General features: G+C 62.6%; 24 protein-coding genes. 14 read left to right on the forward strand and 10 right to left on the reverse strand.

What is annotated here, in order from left to right; translation table 11 throughout:
• Positions 1–91: 91 nt before the first annotated feature.
• From MET49242_RS07455 to MET49242_RS26090, 4 genes are all read right to left on the reverse strand, one after another.
• Positions 92–736, reverse strand: a complete 645-nt coding sequence (locus tag MET49242_RS07455) for a hypothetical protein (protein ID WP_036281901.1) — start codon at positions 734–736, stop codon at positions 92–94.
• Complete coding sequence (locus MET49242_RS07460) at positions 733–2,016, reverse strand: site-specific integrase (protein WP_036281903.1); 1,284 nt, start codon at positions 2,014–2,016, stop codon at positions 733–735. The genes MET49242_RS07455 and MET49242_RS07460 overlap by 4 nt, the downstream gene beginning before the upstream one ends.
• 458 nt (positions 2,017–2,474) lie before the next feature.
• Complete coding sequence (locus tag MET49242_RS25740; protein WP_192815583.1) at positions 2,475–2,642, reverse strand: hypothetical protein; 168 nt, start codon at positions 2,640–2,642, stop codon at positions 2,475–2,477.
• Between the two features lie 663 nt (positions 2,643–3,305).
• Positions 3,306–3,593, reverse strand: a complete 288-nt coding sequence (locus MET49242_RS26090) for a GCG_CRPN prefix-to-repeats domain-containing protein (RefSeq protein WP_036281908.1) — start codon at positions 3,591–3,593, stop codon at positions 3,306–3,308.
• Positions 3,594–4,177: 584 nt separating this feature from the next.
• Between MET49242_RS26090 and MET49242_RS07475 the strand changes: the two genes are divergently transcribed.
• On the forward strand, positions 4,178–4,945 hold the full coding sequence (locus tag MET49242_RS07475; RefSeq protein ID WP_036281911.1) for an outer membrane protein: 768 nt from the start codon (positions 4,178–4,180) through the stop codon (positions 4,943–4,945).
• A gap of 464 nt (positions 4,946–5,409) precedes the next feature.
• Positions 5,410–5,598, forward strand: a complete 189-nt coding sequence (locus MET49242_RS23995) for a cysteine rich repeat-containing protein (RefSeq protein WP_256378612.1) — start codon at positions 5,410–5,412, stop codon at positions 5,596–5,598.
• Between the two features lie 129 nt (positions 5,599–5,727).
• On the opposite strand, the gene MET49242_RS07480 is transcribed toward MET49242_RS23995, so the two are convergent.
• Both MET49242_RS07480 and MET49242_RS07485 read right to left on the reverse strand, forming a co-directional pair.
• On the reverse strand, positions 5,728–6,342 hold the full coding sequence (locus tag MET49242_RS07480) for a PilZ domain-containing protein (protein ID WP_051134068.1): 615 nt from the start codon (positions 6,340–6,342) through the stop codon (positions 5,728–5,730).
• A gap of 91 nt (positions 6,343–6,433) precedes the next feature.
• Positions 6,434–7,024, reverse strand: coding sequence for a PAS domain-containing protein (locus tag MET49242_RS07485; protein WP_036281914.1), 591 nt, complete (start codon positions 7,022–7,024; stop codon positions 6,434–6,436).
• Between the two features lie 454 nt (positions 7,025–7,478).
• Here MET49242_RS07485 and MET49242_RS07490 point away from each other — a divergent pair, with 454 nt between their 5' ends.
• Positions 7,479–8,261, forward strand: a complete 783-nt coding sequence (locus MET49242_RS07490) for a rhomboid family intramembrane serine protease (RefSeq protein WP_051134482.1) — start codon at positions 7,479–7,481, stop codon at positions 8,259–8,261.
• A 95-nt stretch (positions 8,262–8,356) separates the two neighbouring features.
• The gene (locus MET49242_RS07495; RefSeq protein ID WP_036281919.1) at positions 8,357–8,788 is read left to right on the forward strand and encodes a CBS domain-containing protein; all 432 of its coding nucleotides are present in this window, start codon (positions 8,357–8,359) and stop codon (positions 8,786–8,788) included.
• A gap of 3 nt (positions 8,789–8,791) precedes the next feature.
• Here the strand turns inward: MET49242_RS07495 and MET49242_RS07500 are convergent, their stop codons facing one another.
• The 3 genes from MET49242_RS07500 to folE form a co-directional block, all read right to left on the reverse strand.
• The gene (locus MET49242_RS07500) at positions 8,792–9,850 is read right to left on the reverse strand and encodes a patatin-like phospholipase family protein (RefSeq protein ID WP_084678928.1); all 1,059 of its coding nucleotides are present in this window, start codon (positions 9,848–9,850) and stop codon (positions 8,792–8,794) included.
• Between the two features lie 219 nt (positions 9,851–10,069).
• Entirely contained in the window at positions 10,070–10,465 is a 396-nt protein-coding gene (gene hisI / locus MET49242_RS07505; RefSeq protein ID WP_036281921.1) for a phosphoribosyl-AMP cyclohydrolase, read from the reverse strand.
• Positions 10,465–11,166 (reverse strand): GTP cyclohydrolase I FolE, encoded by a 702-nt coding sequence (gene folE / locus MET49242_RS07510; protein ID WP_036281923.1) that lies wholly within the window; start codon positions 11,164–11,166, stop codon positions 10,465–10,467. The genes hisI and folE overlap by 1 nt, the downstream gene beginning before the upstream one ends.
• Positions 11,167–11,418: 252 nt before the next feature.
• On the opposite strand from folE, the gene MET49242_RS07515 reads away from it, so the two are divergent.
• The 8 genes from MET49242_RS07515 to ybgC all read left to right on the forward strand — a co-directional run bounded on the left by MET49242_RS07515 (position 11,419) and on the right by ybgC (position 17,913).
• Positions 11,419–11,862, forward strand: a complete 444-nt coding sequence (locus tag MET49242_RS07515) for an iron-sulfur cluster assembly scaffold protein (RefSeq protein ID WP_036281925.1) — start codon at positions 11,419–11,421, stop codon at positions 11,860–11,862.
• 89 nt (positions 11,863–11,951) lie between these two features.
• A complete protein-coding gene (ruvC, locus tag MET49242_RS07520) occupies positions 11,952–12,458 on the forward strand; it encodes a crossover junction endodeoxyribonuclease RuvC (protein ID WP_036281927.1) in 507 nt (168 codons plus the stop codon).
• On the forward strand, positions 12,455–13,072 hold the full coding sequence (gene ruvA / locus MET49242_RS07525) for a Holliday junction branch migration protein RuvA (protein ID WP_036281930.1): 618 nt from the start codon (positions 12,455–12,457) through the stop codon (positions 13,070–13,072). Before ruvC ends, ruvA begins: the two co-directional genes overlap by 4 nt.
• A gap of 169 nt (positions 13,073–13,241) precedes the next feature.
• Positions 13,242–13,814 (forward strand): isoprenylcysteine carboxylmethyltransferase family protein, encoded by a 573-nt coding sequence (locus tag MET49242_RS23260; RefSeq protein WP_051134069.1) that lies wholly within the window; start codon positions 13,242–13,244, stop codon positions 13,812–13,814.
• A gap of 159 nt (positions 13,815–13,973) precedes the next feature.
• Positions 13,974–14,360: a DUF6394 family protein gene (locus tag MET49242_RS07535; RefSeq protein ID WP_036281932.1), complete on the forward strand. Its 387-nt coding sequence runs from the start codon at positions 13,974–13,976 to the stop codon at positions 14,358–14,360.
• A 1-nt stretch (position 14,361) separates the two neighbouring features.
• Complete coding sequence (locus tag MET49242_RS07540) at positions 14,362–16,065, forward strand: potassium channel protein (RefSeq protein ID WP_036281934.1); 1,704 nt, start codon at positions 14,362–14,364, stop codon at positions 16,063–16,065.
• Between the two features lie 126 nt (positions 16,066–16,191).
• On the forward strand, positions 16,192–17,232 hold the full coding sequence (gene ruvB / locus MET49242_RS07545; RefSeq protein ID WP_192815584.1) for a Holliday junction branch migration DNA helicase RuvB: 1,041 nt from the start codon (positions 16,192–16,194) through the stop codon (positions 17,230–17,232).
• A 261-nt stretch (positions 17,233–17,493) separates the two neighbouring features.
• A complete protein-coding gene (gene ybgC, locus MET49242_RS07550) occupies positions 17,494–17,913 on the forward strand; it encodes a tol-pal system-associated acyl-CoA thioesterase (RefSeq protein WP_036281939.1) in 420 nt (139 codons plus the stop codon).
• A gap of 1 nt (position 17,914) precedes the next feature.
• Here ybgC and MET49242_RS07555 read toward each other — a convergent pair whose 3' ends face one another.
• Entirely contained in the window at positions 17,915–18,793 is an 879-nt protein-coding gene (locus tag MET49242_RS07555; RefSeq protein WP_036287290.1) for a fatty acid desaturase, read from the reverse strand.
• A 254-nt stretch (positions 18,794–19,047) separates the two neighbouring features.
• Here MET49242_RS07555 and tolQ point away from each other — a divergent pair, with 254 nt between their 5' ends.
• Together tolQ and MET49242_RS07565 are read left to right on the forward strand one after the other, a co-directional pair.
• The gene (tolQ, locus tag MET49242_RS07560; RefSeq protein ID WP_036281941.1) at positions 19,048–19,791 is read left to right on the forward strand and encodes a protein TolQ; all 744 of its coding nucleotides are present in this window, start codon (positions 19,048–19,050) and stop codon (positions 19,789–19,791) included.
• A 3-nt stretch (positions 19,792–19,794) separates the two neighbouring features.
• A complete protein-coding gene (locus MET49242_RS07565) occupies positions 19,795–20,244 on the forward strand; it encodes a biopolymer transporter ExbD (protein ID WP_036281944.1) in 450 nt (149 codons plus the stop codon).
• The last annotated feature ends 4 nt before the right edge of the window (positions 20,245–20,248 follow it).

Raw genomic sequence — 20,248 nt, forward strand, 5'->3', positions numbered from 1 at the left:
GCCCTTGTGATCGGACGATCTCCCTAATAATCACAAAGGAATGCAGCTCCTAATTATGCAATTGTGCGGATTGAAAAATTTTTCCGCACAATTATTCCGCACAATTCTTGCGAGGCCCCCGCGGGCCACGCTTCCCATTTCCTGTAACAGATTTGGCGATATCGCGCGCCCGATCGCGGGGGAATTTCGGCAGCGCCGCCCGCACAATTTTTGCGGCGTCGTTTTGACTAATGAAGCCCCCGCGTTTCACTTGTTCCGTCGTTATGATTGCTCGCGCCTCGTCATCGCATACGCCGTTTTCCGCGGGCGCCACGAACAGCCCTTTCAGTGAGCCGCTCACGCTACATATGAGCAAATCGGTGTAGACGGGCGCCTTGTCGAAATACCCGTCGCCCCATACCGGCGCGCCGTCCCCGCCATCGCGCGTCCATTGCGGCGCGCGGTCGTGTCCCCACCGTTGCGCGGTTGCAGATTCCATGTGAATGGCAAGTTCGATCCACTCGACGGCGGCAATGTCGCGGCGCTGCATATCCTCGGGCGTACGAGGCACATAACGCATTGCCCCGAGGTCGCCGTGTAAGCCTTGCTCAATGACGCAATCATAGGCGCTCGCGGCGATACGGCCGCTTTGCAAATGCGCGACCAGCTGTGACAGGAAATCCTCTTCGGCGATTCCGGGCGCGTCGACCTTCGCGCGTTCGAATGCTTCCGTAACGGTCAGGAACTTGCTCGTCATTTGCGCCCCCGCAGCTTCACGACATTGCCGCCGGTTGCCGGTTCGAGAATCTCCGCAATGTGCGCTTCCCACAATTCGAGCGCCGCCCGCTTCTCTTTGAAACGATCGTGTTTGTCATAGTGCATCGAGTGAATGTCGCCGTAGGAATGCGCCAGCAGCGCCATACGATCTTCGCGCAGCACGCCCAGCGCGGCGAGTCCGGTTGCGACCGTGCGCCTGAAATCGTGCGGAGTCGGCGGGTTCGCCTTCAGCGAAAGGACGGCTTCCCGATCGGGGCCATCCGGGGTCAATGTCGGGACAATGCGCCGCACCGCTTGCGAGACGGAATGACGCGCGATCGGCCCCCGGCTGGCGAAGGTCGAAGGGAACAGGTGCGCCTGCCCTTCCACCATGTCCCGCATCTGCGCGCGGACGATCTCCAGCGCCATCGGCGCCAGCGGGACGACATGAGCCCGGCCGCCCTTCATTCGAGCCGCAGGAAGCTCTATGCGGGCGCGGGCGCCGTTGTCGACGTCCTTGATCTCGGCGAGTGCAATCTCGGTCACTTCGCCGGGGCGCTGACCCGTCAGCAACAGGAAGCGCATAGCGGCCGCGACCGCCGGGGCGATGTTCGAACGCTCCAGAGCCCGCCACAGGACGCGAATCTCGCCGGGCGAGAGGACGCGCTCCTTCGGTGTCTCTCGCGCCCGCTTCTTCATGCGGGTCATCGGGCTGTTTTCAAGCAGCCCCGAGTCGACGGCCCAATTGAAGACCTTGGACATGACAGTATGTGTGCGATTCGCGCTCGACGGCGCCCGCACGGCGATTTTGTCCAACAGCGCCGCGGCGTCGGCGCGGGTCAGCTTGTCGACCCCGCGCCCGTTCCACTCGGGAAGGACATGGACGCGCAGCAGCAGCTCGTCCTGCTGCCAAGACTTCTTTTGGATTCGGGCGTAGCGTTGGAGATATTCCGCCGCGAGCTTCCCGAATGTCAGCGCCCGCGCGGATTGTTCCCGCCGGGATCGAATCTCGCCTTGCGGGTCAGCGCCGCCCGAGACGGCCACGCGTTGAGTCTCCGCGCGCTCGCGCGCCTTGGCGAGCGAAACCTCGGGGTAGCGCCCCAGGTTTAACCGCTTGAACGATGTTGAGCCCTGCGGCCGGTAGCGAAAAGTCCATGTTGCCACGCCCGTCGGCGTCATGCGGAGGCAGAGCCCCGACACCTTCGCGTCCCAATATTCCGCGCGGGTCGCGCCCGGCTTGATGCTGCGGACGAACGCGTCCGTAAGAGCAACAACAGCCATCCCGTCTCCCTTCTTGAACCCCCGGCGTGAGCCCTTGTCGGGGTTGTCCCCCGCGAGCCCTTCCCGCCGTGCGGGGGTTCACGGGGGACAGTAGGGGTTCAAAAGGGTCGATATGTCGCGATTTCTCTTGAACCCCCGTGAGACGAATTGACAGCTTTCGCCATTGAAATGCAAGTGTTTTCTGATAGCTCTTGGACAAGTAAAAATAGGTATGATTTCCTACCTTGGTTCTCTGGGGGACAAGGGGTCGTGGGTTCGAATCCCGCCACTCCGACCATTTCGTTCAACGAACGCAGGATCGATCACCGGGGTGGACATGCGCGCCGCGTCGCGCTTCGATCCGCGCAAGCGAAAAAGCGCCCATGGAAACCTTGGGCGCTAGTGAACTCCAGAGGAAAGTGATGGTGAGACTTTGAGAGGCCGACGCCGGAACTTATCCAGCGTCGACACGAAGGCGGTTAGAGGAACAGGCCCAGGCAGGCGCCCGCGAGACCGCCCACGACAGCGGCCGCGATCGTGTTTTGGAGACCGCCCAGCGCAGCAGCCGCCAATCCGCCAAGAATAACCGCCCCAACGCCCGCCATGATATAGACGGTCGAAGTCGCTTCCAATTCTTTGCTAGCCATTTTCGTCACTCCTCTTTCGATTTCAGAGAGCTGCGACACACCGGCAAGTGAGCCGCCCGGCTCGCCCCGAAGGGGGACGCGCGCCATTGAGACGCAAGAAAAAACTACCACGACGCATATGGCTGTCCAGCAAAATCTGCGACATGTTGTCGCGCGATCGAGGTAGAGAGCGGCGCCGGCCGCGCTGGCGCGCGTTACTCATGCCGAAGCTCAAGAGATCAAGCGTGGCCGAACCCGCCTGCATGTTGAATAACCAGACGAAAGCCATCGCGATAAATCGCTTGCGTGAAACTACTTACGTAATTATACTTACTCATATGAAAAATTATGCTGTGTTCTAAGTTTGTTTACGCTTTGTAATATTTTAATTCTTTTCAATGTACACGCCCCGGCGGCTTCAGAAACCCCAAATTGCCACAGATAAGACAGGCGGGACTTGCAGCCGCCTGCGCCGCTCCGCCATTGGCGACAGTCGCACGGAGGCCGCCTGACAGAATTGGACGCTTCACGGCGTCCAGCGGCCAATGTTCGCGGGGAAAGGGAATAAGGCGCCGGCTTCGAGCCATGGCCATGAATGGAGACCCCGCCAATTACCGGAAAGCGCGAACATCAGCGCTGCGGCGGATTGGCCGGGACGGCGGCGCGTCCCGGCCCGTCCGACGATTACCAGTAATAAGGACGCGGCGCCCAATAGCGCGGACCGTAATAAGGCCGCGGGGCGTAGTAAGGCCGCCGCCAGGCGTAGCCGCCCCATTGACCGCCGGGACGGCACCCGCCCCATGGTCCGCGATGGCCATAGGGACCGCAACCGCCCCACACGAGAACAACCGAACCGCTCGCCTTATCTTGCGAGGGAACGGGCATTGCGGCCCGCGCGCCTTCAGGCGCGAACGCGAGGGCGAAAAACATGCTGACGACGGCCGCGCCGCTTATCCTCGATTTGAACACCATGGCGTCTCTCCTTTGCTGGCGTTCTGGCGTCTGCCGTGGACACTCCACCCGACGAGCCGCTCGAAATTCCTCCGAGAGCGCCGCGCGGTCCGCCGGTCGGACGCATCGAAATGGCGGCGCCAAACCCAGCAAGACGGGCGGGAAGTGACCGGCGAAGCGTTTGATATCGTTGTTTATAATAATCTGACCAGCGGGGATCACTAATTATAGTTTAATTTTTCGGAAATTCCGTCGCGTCGCGATTTCGAATCGGCACGACACGCGCGGCTACCCGATTGTAATAAAAAATTAATCTCTCAAAATCGGCAAAGGTCGGCTGCTGGTTTACATATAGAGAAACAAGGGAAACTTCTTTAACTAATCTCGCGATCGGCGCATGCCCTCATTCTATCAGTTTGAAAACATTATAGATGTTGCAAATCACATCTGAGGCATTCTGTGATATATTTGCAACTTGGCCGGGAAATGACACAACCAGAGCAACTAGACGGTTGAATGATCCGGCAAATTTGAGCATGACTCAATCACGCTAACTACAACTTTAGCGCGAACTTCTGGTCCCTAAGCAGCAAGGTAAGAAGCCTATGAAGAAGACATTGTTGACGGCCGTTTCCCTGGCCGTGCTGGCCGCCGGATCGGCCTTCGCCGCCGACCTTCCCTCGCGCAAGGAAGCCCCCGTTTACGTTCCGCCGCCGCCGCCGCCCCCGATGTGGACGGGCTTCTACGCCGGTGTGAACATTGGCGGCGGCTGGGACGCCGGCAACGGCAACGGTAACGCCTGGAACCTGTTCGGCGCGAACGGCGGCGTGACCAACAACATGTCCGGCGGCGTCGTCGGCGGTGGTCAGGTCGGCTACAACTATCAGATCACCCCGATGTTCCTCGTCGGCGTGGAGACCGATTTCCAGGGCACGTCCATGGGAAGCGGCATGAACAACAACAACTGGCTGTGGGGCTGGAACGGCCGCGCCCAGGGCACCAGCCTCGACTGGTTCGGCACCGTCCGCGGCCGCGCTGGCGTCACGATCACCCCGACCCTGCTCGTCTACGGCACGGGCGGCTTCGCCTACGCCGGCGTGCAGCGCAACGGCGGCTTCCAGACCTCGGCCACCCAGACGGGCTGGACCGCTGGCGGCGGCGTCGAGTGGATGTTCATGCCGAACTGGTCGGCCAAGGCCGAATACCTGTACACGGACGTCAGCGGCGGCGGCACCAACAACTGGTGGTTCCAGAACAACGCCGGTCTCGGCCTGAACAGCACGAACAACCACACGCGCTGGAACACGATCCGCGCGGGCGTGAACTATCACTTCAACTTCGGCGCCGGCGCTCCGGTCATCGCGAAGTACTGATCGAACCGAAGCTTCGTGTAGCGGCTCCGCCGCCTCGCGACTGTCGGGATAATCCGAGGAGCCCGGCCAACTCTGGTCGGGCTCCTTTTTTGAATCGTCTACTGCTTCGAGTTCGCTCGAGCGGAACCATTTGCCGGGTGAGACGTTCCCCTTTCGCCTTATGTTCAGGCTTGTCGCACAAATGAGACGCCCGGCTCCCAAGCAAGCCGGGCGTTTTGCTTTGCGGCCGCGCCAGTGTCGGCGTTGACGAACGGATTGTCGGCGGCGCGCGAATGAATTCCGCGAAACGGCGAAACGTCTCGTCTCATGACGCTGACGAGGACAGTCGTAATTGACCGGAAGCCGAGCCGATCACAGGCTCGGCCGCGTCTGACAAATCTGCTGGAAATGCAAGCAGGCCATAACTTTAGAAGCCACGAATGTCTACTCGCCGCATAGTATTCGCGCTAATGTAGCTCGCGCTGATTTTCAGTTCGGCTTCGGCAGGAGCGGTCGACAAATCCCCGTTCTCCTATTGCAAGGCCGACGTGGAGCGCCTGTGCGCCGGCATTGAACCGGGCGGCGGTCGCCTGCTGCAATGCCTCAAAGGACATAAGGAAGAGATGAGCGTTGCCTGTGCCCAAGGGCTGATGACGCTGAAGGGTAAGGCGTGAAAATCAAGGTCCGCGCCAGTCTTGCCGGCGACCCGCCAGCGGGCCTGGCGCATCGGCCCGTGTAGCCTTGAAACGAGTCGAGCGGTTTGCGCCCGTGATTTCCACCCGGGAAAGCAGCGACCTTCCCGCCTAGAGACGGGTCGATTCGTCGATCTCGCCGACGGCGAAGGGACGTTCGAATTCTCCGCCGATGCCGCTGTCGAAGTGGCGCACGACGAGAGCTGGGGTCGAGCCGACCAGAATGCGCGCGCCGAGCGGCGGCCTGGCGTCCGTCTCGACACCGACGCCCGAAAGCGAGATGTCGCGAATCTTGGCCATCAGCTCCTGACCGTCAGGCATACGCAGCAGCGTGCGCTGCATCAACGGGACGATGCGTTCGTGACGGCGATCTTCCGGCAGATTGAAAGCGTGACGGTTGGCGAACCAGGTGAGCTGATCGGCCAGCTTGTCGCGCTTCATTGGCGGCAGGTTCATGGCCATGGCGAAGCCCGTGTCGGTGACGCGCACGGCGACGCCGGCGAATCTGCCGATCTCGTCCAGGTAGACGACGACTTTCTCGCCAACTTCGGCCTTCACGGGAGCAAAAAGCGTCATGTCGCCGGGCGACATCTCGACCGTCTGACAGGGATACTCCCGTCGTGATTCGAGCATGTAGCGCCCGAACATCTTCACCGGCACGCGCTGAAAACGGCGGTTTTCATTCGCGTCGAGAATGCTTTGCAGGCGAAGATTCGATGCGGCCATGGGATGCGCGTAAATTCCGCTTTCAAGTCGCGCGACTTTACCAATCCCCGCTTAACGATTGCTTACATGCGAGACATATTCGGACGTTAGTTCAGCTTTTGCCGCCCTCGAGAACGACGAGTCGAGGGCGCTCGCCTGCTGCGCGCGCAGCCTCGAAAGGCGCATGCTTGCAGAGATTCGCGTTGTGGGATTCGGGGCCGATCACTCGCAACGACAGGAGTTCCAGCGGCCCGGCGCAACGCTGCCCCAGCCAGTCCGGCTGGTGGTTCGGCGCCAACGCCCCGAGCACGCGCGAGTGTGTCTTGCCGAAGTGCCGCAGGGGCAGCAGCAGCAGTTCCAGTTCCAGCGGCGCGAAGCCCGGCGCATGCGTGCGCACGCCGGCGACGATCGGCGTCACGCCGTCGATCACCGTCAGCAGCGCCGCGGCGATGCTGCGCCGGTCGTCGCCTCGCCAAAGGTCGATAAAGGAGGCGCCTTTCTGCTCGGTCATCCAGAGCGCGTCGAGGCGCGAGCCCGACAGGCGGATCGGAAAGTCGAACGCATGGTCGACTTCAATGATGAAGGTGTCAGCCAGAATCTGGCGAATAGCCGCGGGATCGATGTCGGAACGGTCGGGCGCCGAGCGCGCGCCCTTCAGTCCGTTCCAATAGGAGTACAATTCCTTCGTCACATGCTGTCGCATTATCTTTCCCGACGCGCTGCGCGCCCCCTGCCCCGGAATGATACGAACGCCGCAACGAGCGCCCGCGCCTGCATACGGACAGCAGCCCGCATGCCAAAGCGACCGGCATTAACCGTTTCTCAATGCTGTCCTTGCCGCTAAGTCAGCGTTGTGACACTGTCGGTCATCAGTTCACGGCCAACTGCGAGAGACGCTCCGCTCAACCAGAAGCTGTGTCCCGTATAAAGTTTCAAATATTTAATGCGGTCAACGCGTGTTTGTACGTACGACGAAAGGTAGAGCGGGAACGTTTGCTCCGGCGTTCCCGCTCCCCTCGCGCCAATCGCGATCGAAGCCCACCCAGCCGCCGTCGCTCCCCCTCATATCGACGCATTCCCCTCACTTTCGTCGGCTCGTTTTGAGACGCGCCGTCCCGCCTGCGCTATTCTAAGACGCGTAGGGAATGGGGGACGGTGTGAGCGCCAATCGGGAAAAGATTCTCAACTTGCCGGGTTCGGTGACGGGATTGATCGCGCTTCTCGCCGCAATCCAGTGCGTCACCGAGTATGGGCCGCAGCAGCTCGCCATCGCCTTGTATGACTCGCTCGCCTTCATACCGGCCCGGCTGTCCTTTCTTATTGCGCCACAGAGCGTGATAGACGCCCTGGCTGCGCGGGAAGCGCTTTCGCCCGGCGCGATGGAGCAGGCCGCGCTTGTTTTCGCCGCGGGGCCCGGGGCCTTGCTGACGCTCCTCAGTTACGCTTTCCTCCACGGAAACTGGACCCATTTCCTGATCAATGCGCTCACTCTCGCCGCTTTCGGCGCGCCGGTCGCGCGCCGTTTCGGAACCCGGGTCTTTCTTGCCTTTCTGGCCGCCTGCGCGATTGCCGGCGCGTTGATGCATTTTGCTCTGCACCCATTCGATCTCACGCCAATGGTCGGCGCATCAGCAGCAATTTCCGGAACCATGGCGGCCATTGTGCGTTTCGCATTCAGACCCGGCGCGCGGCTGGGCGAATATGCGGGCGCAGTCGAAGACGGAAAGGCGGCGCATGCGCCGCCGCTTTCGGAATTGGGCGAGAACAGACAGGCGATGATGTTTCTCATCGCGTGGTTTGCTGTAAATCTTCTTATGGGCGCATTTCCACAGGCGGCGGGCGCGAGCGAAGCCATAGCGTGGGAAGCGCATATCGGAGGGTTCCTGTTCGGACTCCTTTCCTTTGACGCCTTCGATCGGGCGGCGCGAAGCGCGAGCTAGCGGCGTCAACGCCTCCACCTGAAGCCGACACGAGGCGCGCGCGGAAGGGTCTGCATGCCTGTTCGTGCGCCAGCCGCAAGCGGTGGGAGGATCCAATGACGGTCGCTACAATACTCTCAGAAAAAGGTCGCCATGTCGTGACGACGTCGCCAAACGCGACGCTTCAGGAAATCGCCGTGGAATTGATGCGCCACGGCATTGGCGCGCTCGTCATCGTCAATGACGACGGCGCCGTCATCGGGTTGATCGGGGAGCGCGACCTCGTTTCCGCCATCGCCACCGGCGGGGTCGACGCGCTCAACGAGCCGGTTTCCCTGCATATGCAAGTGAACCCGGTCAGCGCTTACGAAAACGACACCGTCGACTCCACGATGCAGACGATGACGCTCGAACGCCGCCGCCATCTTCCCGTGCTCCGGGAAGGGCGGCTGGCCGGGCTCATTTCGATCGGGGACGTCGTGAAATATCGCATCCGCGTGATCGAGGAAGAGCATCGCTCCATGCGCGAATATATTGCGCAGGCGTGACGCTCAGACCGAGGCGCCGGGTATCGGGATGTGCGCGAAGATATTGGGGAGCGCCCGCTTTGCGGCCGAGCGCCCGATATCTATCAGTTGCGACGCCTTGTGGAAATCGAACATTCCGATGTCCTCCATCCTCGCGGTGATCGTCGCGTCGGGCGGGTCGCCCGCGAGGCGTGAGCGCAGGATGCGGTCCTGAATGATATTGAATGCGTCGATCATCGCCGTGGCCACATTCGGCGCCTCGCCCTGTTGGCGATCGAAATAGCGCGGCAGGATGCGATCGACGAAGGATGCGTCGGGCTTCCCGCCGAACGGTCCCGAGTCCGGCGTCTTTCCGGCGGCGACCTGATCGCCGCGGATCACGCGCGCGCGATACATCGTGTCCGCCGTGACGTTCACGGCGATGACGAATTCCGCCCCGAGCGCTCGGCAGACTGTGACGGGAACGGGATTGACCAGCGCTCCATCGAACAGCCAGCGATCGCAGACGCGCACTGGCTCGAAAATGCCGGGGAGCGCGTAGGAAGCGCGGATCGCAAGCGAAAGAGGTCCGCGCTGAAGCCAGATTTCGTGACCGGTGCCGACTTCCGTCGCCACGGCGGCGAAGGGAATCGGAAGCTCCTCGATCTGGAACCCGTCCAGTTCCTGTTCCAGAGCCACCTTCAGCCGTTCGCCTGTGATGAGGCTCGCCCCCGAGAAGGACAGATCCATGAGCGTGAAGACGCGACGGCGCGTCAGAGAGCGCGCGAAGGCCTCGATCTGGTCGAGCCGGCCGGCGGCATAGCAGCCGCCGACCACGGCGCCGATCGAGGTGCCGGCGATGACGTCGGGATAAATGCCCTGATCCGCGAGTTCGCGAAGCACGCCGATATGCGACCAGCCGCGCGCTGCGCCTGCGCCCAGGGCCAGACCGATCAGCGGCTGCCCCGACGGCCGTGGCCTGCCGCCCCTCGCGTCGACGCGTTGCTGCGGCGTCGCCACGGATCCAGGCGTTTCAGTCGTCGACATGGACTTCTGCGCGTCCTCGGCTACGGTCGAATCGTAATTGCGAAGCAGCGATAACATATTAGTTTTCCTGCTCAGACGTTTCCTCGTCCCATTGTTGTTGGGACTTATATGGGAACCAGCCTGCGCTCGGAAAATGGCCGATAGGTTAACCTTTGGCCAGATTGCGACGGTCTTTCGCCAGCGAGCCGACACGCGCGACCGCCTTGCGAGACGGCGGCCTCAAGTCGGCCCAAAGCCGGAAAAGAGGTTTTCCGCGATCAATGAGCGGGACGAAGCTCAGGACCGGAAGACGAGCCGGCGCGCGCCGTCTTCGGTTTCCAGCGTTCGATAGAAACAGGACTTGCGGCCCGTGTGGCACGCCTTGCCGTCGCCGCCGGGTTCGACCGCGAGCAGCAGCGCGTCCTGATCGCAGTCGACGCTGAGCGAAACGACCTTCTGCACCTGCCCCGACGTGTCGCCCTTGCGCCAGAGCGACTGACGTGAGCGCGACCAGTAGTGCGCGACGCCTGTCTCGATCGTCTTGTCCAGCGCGAGCTGGTTCATATAGGCGACCATCAAAACTTCACGCGTAGCGGCCTCGACGGTCACGCAGACGATGAGGCCGTTCGCGTCGAACTTGGGCGCGAAGGAGGACCCCTCCTCCAGCGCCTGCTTGTCGCTGTGCCCAGACATCACCGCGCGCCGCGCAGCAGCGTGTAGAAATGCGCCTGCTGGCCGGGATCGTCGCGGAAGACGCCTGAGAACTGCACCGTCACGGTCGACGAGCCCTGCTTGAGCACGCCGCGCATGGACATGCACATATGCTCGGCCTCGATCAGCACGGCGACGCCGCGCGGATTGAGATGCTCCTCGATCGCCGTGGCGATCTGCGCGGTCATGGCCTCCTGCGTTTGCAGGCGGCGCGCGAAGACGTCCACGAGGCGCGCGAGTTTCGACAGGCCGACGACGCCGCCCGTCGGATAATAGGCGATATGCGCCTTTCCGACGAAGGGCACGACGTGATGCTCGCAGTGCGAGGTGAAGGGGATGTCGCGCACCAGCACGAGATCCTCGTAGCCCTCCACCTCTTCGAAGATGCGCGACAGCACCTCGTCGGCGGATTCCTGATAGCCCTTGAAGAATTCCTCATAGGCCTTCACGACGCGCCGCGGCGTTTCCAGCAGGCCCTCGCGGTTGGGATCGTCGCCGGCCCAGCGCAGCAGCGTGCGGACGGCGGCCTCGGCCTCCTCGCGCGTGGGGCGCTCGGGCGGCTGGGGTGTGGCGTCGGGGGCCGCTGCGGGTTTGCGGCCGGAGGGAGCGCGGTCGATTACGTCGTCCATCGTAGAGTCGGCAAATTCGGGGCGAGCGGGAAAGGTCTTAACCACGTCATCCATGTGGCGCCTCCAGATGATGCGCGACGCAGGCCATGCGCCGCCGTTAGCCCCCCGCCTCTAATGGCGGCCGGGCGTTCCCCTCAAATTTCGCCTCTCCCTGAGCGACGCGAGAATTCGAGATTTCGCCGGCGTCATGCAAGATCTGCGGCGCCCCGGCGTTGCGCCCGAGCGGCGCTTTCGCACCCGCTCACGGGGCTCTATATAAGGGGGGAAAGGGGCGAAGGTAAGCCCCGCCCCCAAGCTTGCGACGATATGCTCGACAAGGTCTACAACACCCGAATTCTGGAACTCGCCGCGGATATTCCGAGGCTTGGCCGCTTGGAGCGACCCGACGCCACGGCCTCGGCCTATTCGAAGCTCTGCGGCTCGACCATCACCGTGGATATAAACATCCGCGACGGTAAGGTTTCCGACTACGCGCACGAGTTGAAGGCCTGCGCGCTGGGCCAGGCCTCCGCCTCGATCATGGCGCGAAATGTCGTGGGCTCGACCCCCGAAGAGCTGCGCGAGGCCCGAGAGGCGTTGCGCCGGATGCTGAAGGAAAACGGCCCGCCGCCGCAGGGCAAATGGTCCGACCTCGCCGTGCTGGAGCCCGTGCGGGATTACAAGGCCCGGCACGGGTCGACCATGCTGGCGTTCGACGCGGTGGTGGACGCCGTCGGGAAGGCGGAGGGGCAACCGGCCGCGGTCAAATAGCGTCCAGACGCGACCGCCCGGTTTCAAAACACTGCCGAAGCGTCAGGCCGCCCCTACCCTCCCCTGCTCCGCTTCGCCTAGACTGCGGCATGATCTCCCCACCGATTCGCATCCTTGGCATCGACCCCGGCCTCAGAAACACCGGCTGGGGCGTGATCGAGTCGCAGGGCTCGCGACTTTCCTTCGTCGCCTGCGGGCGCGTGAAGTCGGATGGCGCGCTCGACATGGGGAATCGGCTGCGGCAGTTGCACGAAGGGTTGATGCAGGTCATCGCCGACTACGGGCCGCATGAGGCGGCGGTGGAGGAGACCTTCGTCAACCGCGATCCACAATCCACCCTCAAGCTCGGTCAGGCGCGCGGGATCGCGCTGATGGCGCCGGCGCTGGCCGGGCTCGTCATCGCGGAATATGCGGCGAATCTCGTCAAGAAGATCGTGGTCGGCGCCGGCCACGCCGACAAGGCTCAGATACAGATGATGGTGCGCGTGCTCCTGCCCGCAAGCCAGGCGACCAGCGCCGACGCCGCCGACGCTCTCGCGGTGGCGATCTGCCACGCCCAGCATCGCGGAGCGCGGGCTTTGCGGGAATCGGCATGATCGGCAAGCTGAAGGGCCTCATCGACAGTTATGGCGAGGATTTCGTGATCCTCGACGTGAATGGCGTCGGCTATGTCGTGCATTGCTCGTCGCGCACCTTGCAGAAGCTGCCGCGCGCCGGCGAGGCCGCGGCGCTCGCCATCGAGACGCAGGTGCGCGAAGACTCCATCCGTCTCTTCGGCTTCGAGGCCGAGGTCGAGCGCGACTGGTTCCGCCTGCTTCAGACCGTGCAGGGCGTCGGCGCCAAGGTCGCGCTCGGCATTCTTTCGATCCTGTCCTCCTCGGAGATCGCTTCCGCCATCGCGACACAGGACAAGGCGATGGTCGCGCGCGCGCCCGGAGTCGGGCCGAAACTCGCCGCCCGCATCGTCGCGGAGCTGAAGGACAAGGCGCCGGCCTTCGGCGCCGTCGATCCGGTGGTGGCGAAGCTCGCCGGGGAAGACGCCGACGCCAGCGCCCCCTCCGCCGTTCGCGACGCCATTTCGGCGCTGGTCAACCTCGGATACGGCCGCCCCCAGGCCGCCGCCGCCGTCGCCGCGAGCGTCAAGGCGCTCGGCGAAGGCGCGGAGACCGGCGCGCTGATCCGGCAGGGACTGCGCGAACTGGCGCTTTGAAGCTGGGATGGAAACCGTTTTTTAACCGCACTCTCGGCCGCCGGCTGCCTGCGCCGGGAAGTCTGGATTGATTAACCAGCTGCAGCTAGGCTTTCCACATTGGGTTGCAACGTCCGTCGGCGGGCCGGATTTTCACGCCAGCGACGGCGCCTGGATCTGTGGGGATAAAATGAGCTTGTCTGAGGGCCGTGGGCGCTCGGCCGTGCTGGCGTTTTTCACGGAGCGCGTTCGGCGCGACCTGCAATTCTCCAATATTTTCCGCGTCGATTTCACCGCCTCGATCGCATATTCGGCCGCGACGCTGTTTTTTCTCGCCGGAGCCGAGCTGTCGCCGCAATTGGCGCCCGTGCTGCTCGAACTCGTCTCGACCTATGCAGTGCTGCATGCAATCAAAATCCTGCTCGTCATTTATCTCGAGAAACAGGGCGGCGACGCGCGCGAATTTATCGGCTCCGAGCAACTTGTGACGCGCGGCGTCTACGCCTTTTCGCGTAACCCGGTCTATGTGCTCTCACTCGTGCAGAGCTTTGTCTGGTCGTTGATCCTGATCTGTCTCGGCGCCGGGAGCCCGCACGCCTGGCTGTCCTATGCGCTGGCGGCGGCCCTGCTTTACGGCCATTACTGGGGCATGGACCGGCTGATCATCCCCCATGAGGAGGCCGCGCTGCGCCGCCGGCACCCGGAAGCCTTCGCCACCTATTGCGCGCGCGTGCGGCGCTGGTTCGGGCGGCGCCTAACCTGACGAACATTTCGGGCGGGCCCGCGCGACAAGGCCGGGAGAAACGGACAGGGCCTGCTTCCGGGTGTCGCACAGGCTCGAAATCCCGCCGCGCTCCTATATATGCCTCCCCCCGAGCAGAACGCCTGCTCGGGGGGAGGATGCAGTGGAGCCGATCAAATCATGAATCTCGAGAAGGTCATTTTCGGATTTTTCATCCTTTTCGCAGCGACGCTGAATTTCGGCTTCGTATATGGCGACATCGCAAATCCGGATCATCACCATTTCTGGGAGTTCTTCGCCGCGGTCGTCATCAATCTCATCGCCACCGTGCTGAAATTCGGCGACCGGACACATATCGGCGCCGTGCATCTGGCTTCCAGTCTCGTGGCCCTGCTTCAGCTCGCGGCGGCCGGCATCGTCTGGTTTTTCGCCTATCGGGCGAACGGCGGCGAGACACTGTCCGAATTCGATACTGTCAGCATCGTTTCGCTCGCCTCGGGCGCCTTTCTGGCGAACATCGTCTCGATCGTAATAATGGTTGTAGAAACCAGTCTACAGAGACGCTGAGATGAGCAGCGTATTTTTTGTCGCGCTGCGGCGACTTCGTGCGCCGCTCGTTCTCATCATCGTCATCTTCTCAATCGCGACAGTGGGCCTGAGCCTCATTCCCGGCGTGGACGAGAATGGTCAGACCTGGCAAATGACGCCTTTTCAGGCATTCTATTTCACAACGTACACTGCGACGACCATCGGCTTCGGCGAAACGCCGCATGCCTTCACGGACACCCAGCGCCTATGGGTTACTTTCGTCATCTATCTTTCCGTCGTCGGCTGGGCCTATCTCCTCGGTTCGCTGATGGCGCTCGCCCAGGACAAGGGATTTCAGGAGGCGATCGTTGCCGCGCGTTTTCGGCGGAATATAAGAGCGCTGCGCCGGCCCTTCTACATCATCTGCGGACTTGGCGAGACAGGACTCGGCGTGCTGAGCGCGCTGGATCGGCTCGGATTCCTGTTCGTCGTCATCGACTCCGACCTCGCGCGGCTGAACGAGCTCCAGATCCGGGACCACAGCGTGGACGCTCCGGCCCTCGTCGCGGACGCGCGAACCCCCGCCGCGCTCCTGTCCGCCGGCTTGAAGAAGCCCGAATGCCGCGGACTTCTCGCCCTGACCAACAACGACGACGTCAACCTCGCCATCGCCATAAACGTCTATCTGCTTCGTCCCGGCCTCTCGGTCATCTGCCGCTCCCAATCCATCGAGAATTCGAATACGCTAAAATCCCTCGGCGGCTATCAGATCATCGACCCCTTCGAGGAATTCTCGGACCAGCTGCTTATCGCGATGCAGTCGCCCGACACGCATCGCCTGTTGACCTGGCTCGTGGGGCCGCCGGGCAATTATCTTAAGCCGCGCCTGCCGGCCCCTCCGGGCGCCTGGATCGTGTGCGGATACGGGCGGTTCGGCGCGCGGATCGTCGACGCCATTCGACAAGGGGGATTTGCGGTCACGGTCATCGATCCTGCTGGAAAGGCGCCGTCGAACGTCCCCGTCATCACAGGCGCCGGAAGCGAGGACACGCTGTTGCTCGCGGGCGTGGGAGAAGTCGCCGGCATCGTCGCCGCGACGGACAATGACGCGATCAATCTTTCGATTTCGATCTCGGCGCGACGGCTGAACCCCGGAATCTTCGTGATCGCTCGCCAGAACCTCGTATCAAACGAGCCGCTTTTCGCAGCTCTCGCCGCCGACATGACAATGGTTTCCAACCAGATCATCGCCAATGAATGCGTTGCGATGCTCCGGACGCCGCTCCTGGCCGAGTTCCTGCGAATCATCCGCACGAAGAACAATGAGTGGTCTCGTCGGTTGGTGCGCGAATTGGGCGTCATGACCAGACAGGTGACGCCGGATTTCTGGAGTTTCACGATCGGAGCGGAGGAAACCCCTGCGCTGTTCGACGTCATGTCGCATCTAGATGTCCCCATCACAGTCGGCGACATGCGCCGCAATGCGTCGCAAAGAGACCGCAAGCTGAAATGCCGTTCGCTTCTCCTGCAGCGCGGCGACCGCTTCGTGGATCTGCCCGCGGACGACTCGATTCTCGAAGTTGGCGACCGGCTCCTGTTCGCGGGCGCGCCCGTCGCCCGGAACCGGCAGAGGGACATCCTGCTGAACGCCAATGTCGCCAAATTCGTGCTGACGGGCGAGGGCGACGGCGACGGCGCAATCTGGCGGTGGCTGAGGCGGAAACACCGCGCGACAAAGCCGTGAGCCGCGGCAGACGGCGAGGTTTCTCGCAACGCCTCGAGGACATATACTCGCCGACCGGCGGCGGACGACCCGGAACCGGCGCCGGGCGAAACACAGCCTGCGCGCGCCGGGTTATTGGAGCAATTCTTGACCACCCCTCCCCGGCGGCTCGTCAGCCCCGAACAGCGCGACGACGACACGGATACGAGCTTCCGACCCCTGACGCTTGCCGACTTCACCGGGCAAGAGGCGGCGCGGGCCAACCTCAAGGTTTTCATCGAGGCCGCCAAGACGCGCGGCGACGCGCTCGACCATGTGCTGCTCGTCGGCCCGCCGGGATTGGGCAAAACCACGCTCGCCCAGATCGTCGCCCGCGAGCTCGGCGTGAATTTCCGCTCGACCTCCGGCCCCGTGATCGCCAAGGCGGGCGACCTCGCGGCGCAGCTCACCAATCTCGAGCCGCGCGACGTTCTGTTCATCGACGAAATCCACCGACTCAATCCAGCGGTGGAGGAGATTCTCTATCCCGCCATGGAGGATTTCCAGCTCGACCTCATCATCGGCGAGGGGCCGGCGGCGCGGTCGGTCAAGATCGACCTCGCCAAATTCACGCTGGTCGGCGCCACGACCCGCGCCGGCCTGCTGACGACGCCGCTGCGCGACCGTTTCGGCATTCCGGTGCGGCTGAATTTCTATACGGCCGAGGAGCTGGAGCTGATCGTCAGGCGCGGCGCGCGCGTACTGGGCGTCGGCATGAATGAGGAAGGCGCGCGGGAGATCGCGCGGCGTTCTCGCGGCACACCGCGCATCGCGGGCCGCCTGCTGCGCCGCGTCCGCGATTTCGCCATCGTGGAAGGCGCCGCGACGATCACGCGCCAGCTGGCGGACCGCTCATTGTCGCTGCTGGAAGTAGACAGCATCGGCCTCGACATCATGGACCGGCGCTATCTGAACATGGTGGCGCTGAATTTCGGCGGCGGGCCGGTCGGGATCGAAACCATCGCGGCGGCGCTCTCCGAACCCCGCGACGCGATCGAGGACATTATCGAACCCTATCTCCTGCAACAGGGCTTCCTGCAGCGCACGCCGCGCGGGCGATTGTTGACTCCCCACGCCTTCAAACACCTCGGCCTCGCCGAACCGGCGAGGCCTTCAGGTCAATTCGGGCTGTTCGATGGAGAGGAATAGGCGATCTCAGGCCGCCAGCACGAAATACATCATCGTGCCGAACAGGATGACGGCAAGAATTTCGCCGGCCCTCTCCAGGAACTGCATGAAACTATTCAACGTGGGCGTTGTCATAGCTCACCTCCGATAGTGGATATGTGGGCGCCGGACAGGATTTCCAGTGTTCCCGAAGGAGGTTGGCCCCGGATAGTTAAGAGACGCGTTGCAGGAAAGCCGTCACGAGAGAAACGACAAACCAGACCCGAATCCAGAAATGAAATCATGAAGGCACAACACAGCATCCCCATCCGCATCTATTGGGAGGACACGGACGCGTCCGGTCTCGTCTATCACACCTCCTATATTCGCTTCATGGAGCGCGGGCGCACCGAGCTTCTGCGCACTCTGGAGCTGGATCAGCGCGCGCTGCTGGAGGGCGCGGCGGGCGCCCCGATCTTCTTCGTCGTGCGCGCGATGGATATCGATTTCAGGAAGCCCGCGCTCATGGACGATCTCCTGAGCGTGGAGACGCGCGTGACGGAGATCGGCGGCGCATCCATCGATCTCGATCAGCGCGTCATCCGCAACGGCGAGCTGCTGGTGGGCGCCAGAGTGAAGGTCGTGTGCGTCGAAAACGGTCGCGCGAGGCGTCTGCCGGCCGACGTGCGCACGAAATTCGAGAACGCCCTGACCGCGTCGTGACCTACATCCGCCCGAGCCGCGCCAGATAGAAGTGATGCGGGAGATGCAGGAAAGACCAGCTGAAATTCTTGAGATGGGCCTGCGGAATATCTTTCGAGATTTCGCGATGCAGCTCGGGAAGCTGCGTCCAGTGCGCGCGCGGATGGAGATGATGCGCGGTATGATAGCCGAAATTGCCGGTGAGGAAATTGAACCAGCGGTGTGAGGTGTTGTTGGCGAGCGCCGGGAGATTCGCGCCGCTTTCATCGCATCCGTAATGATTGAGGTAATCCACATATCTCGAAATGAAAAATACCGAGACGTACCAGGGCAGCAGGTAGAAAATCGCAAGCCACGGGCGCCAGACCAGCAGCGCGGCGATCAGCAATATGAGCAGACATTGCTCGACGAAGGCCCAGCGATAATTCACCGGCGATTTCTCGTTGCGCCTTACGCCCTTTTCGAAGGCCTCGCGGATCGGCGCGAAAAAGGTCGGCCACAGCGATCGCAAGCAAAATGAAAATGCGGCGCGCGGCGTGTAGGGACGGCGCATGTCGACCGGCGCGCGAAACCGCTCGTCCGCGCCAAAGTGGTGGCCGTAGACGTGCTGGATGCGCCAATTGGAGGCCGTCATTCCCGTCGCCACGCCCAGACACATGTCGAGCAGCAGGTTGAAGGCCGGCGCGGTGGTGAAGGGATGGTGGACATGCCAGTGCATCAGATAGTTTGCACGACCAATAAGCGCAATCAAAACAATTACATATAAATAAAATTCAGTATTCGTGAAGTCTCGCGCGAAGGGAAGAAGGAACAGGATCGGGGCGATCAGGGCCCGGATGATGCTGGAGACATCCTCCCGGCGGCAAAAGCCGGGGAGGCGGTCGAAATCAACGGAATTCATGACCCGCTCACAATAAATGTTCAAAACGCGGGCGGAACGTCGCCTGCCCGGAACGCCATGATTCTTCAGGCCCATGAGCTTGTCAAAGACCTTCTCACCAATCCTTAACCCTTACCGCTTGTTAACACCTTGCCGCTAGTTAATATTGTGCGGCGCACCGCGGCCCCAGAAAGGGCGAAATTGCGGGCGATAGAGCGGGGAAACGCCGTCCATTTCGAGAACTGCGTCGCCGCATTCCGCTGCAAGGACAAATCATGAATCCAGCCGAAATCGCCGCGAGCCCCCTCGCCGCTCCCGCCGCCGACATCACCATCTGGAGCATGTTCTGGGGCGCGCATATCGTAGTGAAATTCGTGATGGTGGGCCTGCTGCTCGCCTCCGTCTGGTGCTGGGCGATCATCATTGACAAAACGCTGCTTTTCAGCCGCATGCGCCGCGCCATGGACCGTTTCGAGGAGAGCTTCTGGTCGGGCAATTCGCTGGAGGAGCTTTACGGCAAGCTCTCAGAACGCCCGACGACCGGCATGGCGACGCTTTTCGTCGCGGCCATGCGCGAATGGAAACGCTCGTTCCAGAGCGGCGCGAGCGCATCCTTCATGGGCCTTCAGGCGCGCATCGAGAAGGTGCTGGACGTCTCCATCGCCCGCGAGGTCGAGAAGCTCGAGTCCAATCTGCTCGTGCTGGCGACCGTCGCTTCCGCTGGCCCCTTTGTCGGCCTCTTCGGCACGGTCTGGGGCATCATGACCTCCTTCCGCTCAATCGCCGCCTCCAAGAACACCTCGCTCGCGGTCGTCGCGCCGGGCATCGCCGAGGCGCTGCTGGCCACGGCCATCGGCCTTTTCGCCGCCATTCCCGCGCTCATCGCCTACAACAAGATGCAGGGCGACGTGGCGAAAGCGCAGGCGCGCATGGAAAGCTTCGCCGACGAATTCTCCGCCATACTGTCGCGCCAGATCGACCAGCACGCGGCCTCGTCCAACCGCGACCGGGCGGCCTGATCGATGGGCGCGTCGCTCTCCACTCCCGGGCGCAAGGGCGGCAGGCGGCGGCGCGGCGTGCCGCGCTACGGCGCCATGGCCGAGATCAACATGACGCCCTTCATCGACGTCATGCTGGTGCTGCTCATCATCTTCATGGTCGCCGCGCCTTTGCTCGCCACCGGCGTCGCGGTCGACTTGCCGCAAACAAAGGCGGGCGCGCTCAACATCGACCAGAAGCCGGTCTCCATCGCGATCGACGAAAAGGGACAGGTGTTCCTCATGGATCAGCCCGTCGAGATCGCGCAGCTTCTCGACAAGCTGAAGGAGGCCGCCAAGCAGGGCTTCGACGAGCGCATTTATGTGCGCGGCTCGAAGGCCGTGAACTACGGCCGCGTCGCAGAGGTCATGTCGCTCATCACGACCGCCGGATACAAGAAGGTTGCTCTGGTGACGGAGCAGGAGAAGAAGTGAGTTT

The sequence above is a fragment of the Methylocystis sp. ATCC 49242 genome (genome assembly GCF_000188155.2).
Taxonomy (GTDB): domain Bacteria; phylum Pseudomonadota; class Alphaproteobacteria; order Rhizobiales; family Beijerinckiaceae; genus Methylocystis.

Bases quoted from the DNA above. Each gene is read 5' to 3' on its own strand.
- MET49242_RS07475 (WP_036281911.1), top strand. From the start codon at position 4,178: ATGAAGAAGACATTGTTGACGGCCGTTTCCCTGGCCGTGCTGGCCGCC.
- MET49242_RS07540 (WP_036281934.1), top strand. From the start codon at position 14,362: ATGAGCAGCGTATTTTTTGTCGCGCTGCGGCGACTTCGTGCGCCGCTC.
- tolQ (WP_036281941.1), top strand. From the start codon at position 19,048: ATGAATCCAGCCGAAATCGCCGCGAGCCCCCTCGCCGCTCCCGCCGCC.
- ybgC (WP_036281939.1), top strand. From the start codon at position 17,494: ATGAAGGCACAACACAGCATCCCCATCCGCATCTATTGGGAGGACACG.
- MET49242_RS07565 (WP_036281944.1), top strand. From the start codon at position 19,795: ATGGGCGCGTCGCTCTCCACTCCCGGGCGCAAGGGCGGCAGGCGGCGG.
- MET49242_RS07480 (WP_051134068.1), bottom strand. From the start codon at position 6,342: ATGGCCGCATCGAATCTTCGCCTGCAAAGCATTCTCGACGCGAATGAA.
- MET49242_RS07500 (WP_084678928.1), bottom strand. From the start codon at position 9,850: ATGTTATCGCTGCTTCGCAATTACGATTCGACCGTAGCCGAGGACGCG.
- MET49242_RS07455 (WP_036281901.1), bottom strand. From the start codon at position 736: ATGACGAGCAAGTTCCTGACCGTTACGGAAGCATTCGAACGCGCGAAG.
- MET49242_RS07460 (WP_036281903.1), bottom strand. From the start codon at position 2,016: ATGGCTGTTGTTGCTCTTACGGACGCGTTCGTCCGCAGCATCAAGCCG.
- MET49242_RS07535 (WP_036281932.1), top strand. From the start codon at position 13,974: ATGAATCTCGAGAAGGTCATTTTCGGATTTTTCATCCTTTTCGCAGCG.
- folE (WP_036281923.1), bottom strand. From the start codon at position 11,166: ATGGATGACGTGGTTAAGACCTTTCCCGCTCGCCCCGAATTTGCCGAC.
- MET49242_RS07485 (WP_036281914.1), bottom strand. From the start codon at position 7,024: ATGCGACAGCATGTGACGAAGGAATTGTACTCCTATTGGAACGGACTG.
- MET49242_RS07555 (WP_036287290.1), bottom strand. From the start codon at position 18,793: ATGAATTCCGTTGATTTCGACCGCCTCCCCGGCTTTTGCCGCCGGGAG.
- MET49242_RS23260 (WP_051134069.1), top strand. From the start codon at position 13,242: ATGAGCTTGTCTGAGGGCCGTGGGCGCTCGGCCGTGCTGGCGTTTTTC.
- hisI (WP_036281921.1), bottom strand. From the start codon at position 10,465: ATGTCTGGGCACAGCGACAAGCAGGCGCTGGAGGAGGGGTCCTCCTTC.
- ruvC (WP_036281927.1), top strand. From the start codon at position 11,952: ATGATCTCCCCACCGATTCGCATCCTTGGCATCGACCCCGGCCTCAGA.
- MET49242_RS07515 (WP_036281925.1), top strand. From the start codon at position 11,419: ATGCTCGACAAGGTCTACAACACCCGAATTCTGGAACTCGCCGCGGAT.
- MET49242_RS07495 (WP_036281919.1), top strand. From the start codon at position 8,357: ATGACGGTCGCTACAATACTCTCAGAAAAAGGTCGCCATGTCGTGACG.
- ruvA (WP_036281930.1), top strand. From the start codon at position 12,455: ATGATCGGCAAGCTGAAGGGCCTCATCGACAGTTATGGCGAGGATTTC.
- MET49242_RS25740 (WP_192815583.1), bottom strand. From the start codon at position 2,642: ATGGCTAGCAAAGAATTGGAAGCGACTTCGACCGTCTATATCATGGCG.
- MET49242_RS26090 (WP_036281908.1), bottom strand. From the start codon at position 3,593: ATGGTGTTCAAATCGAGGATAAGCGGCGCGGCCGTCGTCAGCATGTTT.